This is a genomic window from aff. Roholtiella sp. LEGE 12411 (genome assembly GCF_015206995.1).
Lineage (GTDB): Bacteria > Cyanobacteriota > Cyanobacteriia > Cyanobacteriales > Nostocaceae > Komarekiella.
In genome coordinates this window covers 1-3,129 of sequence record NZ_JADEXR010000275.1, presented here as the reverse complement: position 1 = coordinate 3,129, position 3,129 = coordinate 1, and the positions used below count along the sequence as shown (strand labels likewise).

4 protein-coding genes are annotated in these 3,129 nt (G+C 40.3%); 2 read left to right on the top strand and 2 right to left on the bottom strand.

The features are described 5' to 3' along the window. Nucleotides 1–166: 166 nt before the first annotated feature. On the top strand, nt 167–571 hold the full coding sequence (locus tag IQ246_RS29270) for an NIL domain-containing protein (RefSeq protein ID WP_162397497.1): 405 nt from the start codon (nt 167–169) through the stop codon (nt 569–571). Here the strand turns inward: IQ246_RS29270 and IQ246_RS29265 are convergent. Next, the gene (locus tag IQ246_RS29265; RefSeq protein WP_194006786.1) at nt 568–1,635 is read right to left on the bottom strand and encodes a DUF3616 domain-containing protein; all 1,068 of its coding nucleotides are present in this window, start codon (nt 1,633–1,635) and stop codon (nt 568–570) included. The genes IQ246_RS29270 and IQ246_RS29265 overlap by 4 nt on opposite strands. Before the next feature lie 292 nt (nt 1,636–1,927). Here IQ246_RS29265 and IQ246_RS29260 point away from each other — a divergent pair, with 292 nt between their 5' ends. Next, nucleotides 1,928–2,908 (top strand): CHAD domain-containing protein, encoded by a 981-nt coding sequence (locus tag IQ246_RS29260; RefSeq protein ID WP_194006785.1) that lies wholly within the window; start codon nt 1,928–1,930, stop codon nt 2,906–2,908. Here IQ246_RS29260 and IQ246_RS29255 read toward each other — a convergent pair. Then, nucleotides 2,895–3,129 (bottom strand): hypothetical protein (locus IQ246_RS29255; RefSeq protein ID WP_194006784.1); only part of this gene is annotated, 235 nt, incomplete at its 5' end. The genes IQ246_RS29260 and IQ246_RS29255 overlap by 14 nt on opposite strands.

The window sequence follows — 3,129 nt, the reverse complement described above, 5'->3', positions numbered from 1 at the left end:
GGGGATAGGGGATAGTCTTGAAAGTCTTTTGTGATCAGGGTGTGATGATCAGCCTATGTGGCAACTGTTATATCTTGTAGCATTGTTAGTTAGCACCTTTACACGCCCAGAACTAAAGTTCTAGGCTAATAGCGCAACTCCACAGAGAAAACCCTCTACTAAACCTGTGAAAAAACGAGTAACACTCACCTTCCCAAAACGCGCTGTCCAAATGCCAATTACTTACCTATTGGCTAAAGAGTTCAATGTCGCCGCCAATATTATCCGCGCCCAAGTTGCCCCAAATCAAATTGGCAAACTGGTAGTAGAATTAGCGGGGGATATTGATCAGTTGGATGCAGCGATTGAGTGGATGCGATCGCGAAATATCAATGTTTCCCATACATTAGGCGAAATTGTCATCGATCCAGATGTATGCGTCCACTGTGGCTTGTGTACTGGGGTTTGTCCCACCGAAGCCCTCACCCTGAACCCGGAAACATACAAACTAGTATTTACGCGATCGCGCTGCATTGTCTGCGAACAATGTATCCCCACTTGCCCTGTACAAGCAATCTCAACTAATCTCTAGCCTAGCTCTAACACATCAGCCATCACACCACTATCACCAACTAGCCTAGTTTTTGCCGGAGAGTCATAAACTACCAATAATGAAGGTATGCCAACTGCATCTTGAAAAAGCGTCATTCCCTCAGCATGATCTTCACGATTTCCATAGGGAATATCTTGTACAAACTCTGGATTGCTGAAGACATTTTCCCGCAAATTCACGCCATTTATCCAGCGATAAACTTGCACAGGCCCATCTAAATCCATCGTCGGCCCGGCTAAGATTAATAAGTTTGTTCCATCTACACACAAATCCCGAATTCCCAAACCATTCAACCAAACAAAATGCTTTTTATATACTTCGTTCACCTCTCCAATTTGCTCCAATGTCAAGAGTCCAGGGCTGGAATCTTTTAGTTCAATTTCCAGCACCACAGCCCAACCCCGTAATACAGGGCCACGCAGACCTAGAAAAATGCGGTTTTGATAAATAGCTATTCCTTCAATATCAAAGCCGTTATCCTTTCCAGGAATTCCTGTCTTAACGAACAATCCCAAATGGGGATCATTTGCTAAAGCTGCCATCAGCAAGTTCCCCTGGTTATTAACTTCCAATTTAGCAGCACTTAACAGCACATTGGGATTTTGAGGATGTGGGTAAGATGAGAATAACTTACCATCTATCAAAGGAATGCGTCCTAAGAGGTAACGATTGGGTTCTGATTCAGTTTTTGCCAGCCTTTTTAAATTTTTTACATCGGTATTATCGGATTTGGTTTTTTTGCGCTTGTAGCTATGAGAACCAACAAACCATAAGTAATAATCTGTATAAGCAAGCCCTTCAATATCAATTTCTTGGTCTTCTGGTGCAGGTAAACTGATAAATTCTGCTACCCGAAATTGTTGGTGATCAGTAGTTTTATCAGCCTCAACCAAAGATAGACGTTCAATAGTTGAGGTTTCATCTGACCCAAACCATAAATCTTTTTGGTTAGTTAGCAATACTGCTGATAAATCTTCTCTATGTTCTTTAAAAGAATTACCAAAAGTTAGGAGAACTTGATTGATCAAACGTGAGTTAGACATGTTACATGATCTCTATGATTGCGAAGATGTTAATTATTCTGGTTTTGTGTTTTATTTGCTACTCAGTAAACAGCACTACTCATAAACCATAATTTATATGTAACTGGCAATAGTAATATTTCTATTTATACCTCTGATAGATTTGCATTTTTCTCTATAAATAACAAGCATCAAGAGTTGTAATACTTCGCAATCATGACTGGATTAAAAATAAATCTCAAAACATACATGTAAATTTTTAACTAATGTTATTATGCAATGACCTGTTTAGCTATTTCATCAAAAATCAATTATGGAATTAGCCACCAAGCCCACAGTAAAAACTCTCGGCGACTACGCCTACGAAGCGATTCAAAAACACTTAAAGAAAACCTTGAAGTGGGAAAAAGCAGTCAAGAAAGATGAAGATCCAGAAGCATTGCACCAAATGCGAGTGGGAATGCGTCGCCTACGCACTGTTGTTAGTAGCTTGGGTCTAGCGTTGGATTTGCCAAAACCAGTTACCGATAAAAATATTGGTAAGATAGCCCGTAGTCTTGGTAATCTCCGAGATTTAGACGTGCTAAAAGAAACTTTGGAAACGAATTACAAACCAAATTTACCCCGCAAAGAACAGCAATATTTGCAAACAGCTTTCACTGCTTTAGCGAAACAGCGTGAAGATGTATTCTCGAATGTGCAAAAAACCTTAAAGAATGAACCTTACAAATCCCTAAAAGAGGAATTGGACGAGTGGTTGGATAAACCCAATTATCAACCTTTAGCATCGGTTGCAATTCAGCAAGTACTACCAGATTTACTTTTACCGGAAGTTAGTAGTTTCTTGCTGCATCCTGGTTGGCTAGTTGGCACCCAATTTGTAGAATCTGAGGTGACAATTCAGACAGACTGGAAACCAGAAAAGATAGAAAAACAATTGACAGAGCAAGGCGAAAGTCTTCATAGTTTGCGAAAAGAAGCCAAACGCATACGTTACCAGATGGAGTTATTTACTGACTTATATGGTGAGTCTTACGGGGCTTATCTTACAGAGGTGAAAAATATCCAAGAAATTTTGGGTACGATGCAAGATAGCGTGGTTTTAAATGAGTGGCTCGCGGATATCTTTAAGTCAGACATTCACACTCATCTACCTACGCTTGCTACTTTGTTTAGCGAAAATCGTTACCAGTCATGGCAGCAATGGCAACCTTTGCAAGAGCGATATTTGAAAGTTGAAACCAGACATAGCTTTCATTTAACAATATTGCACCCAAGGGTCAAGGATCATTAATTATTTTCTTTGCCTGCTCCTCGACTTCCCCTTGGTGCTTATTCCTCTGCTGGATATCGATCATGAGGAGAGCGATAAATAAAGACGGGTTGAAGCCCGTCCAAATAGCTTGAAAGTGCAAATACACCTTGTATTCTGCTAAAGCTAACACAGCTAATTTTCCAGGTGTTGCCAATTTGCCGATGAAAAACTCCACCCATAAAAGGGTGGGGGATGGGGAA

Coding starts and splice junctions, on each gene's coding strand:
- IQ246_RS29260 (WP_194006785.1), top strand. CDS start 1,928: ATGGAATTAGCCACCAAGCCCACAGTAAAAACTCTCGGCGACTACGCC.
- IQ246_RS29265 (WP_194006786.1), bottom strand. CDS start 1,635: ATGTCTAACTCACGTTTGATCAATCAAGTTCTCCTAACTTTTGGTAAT.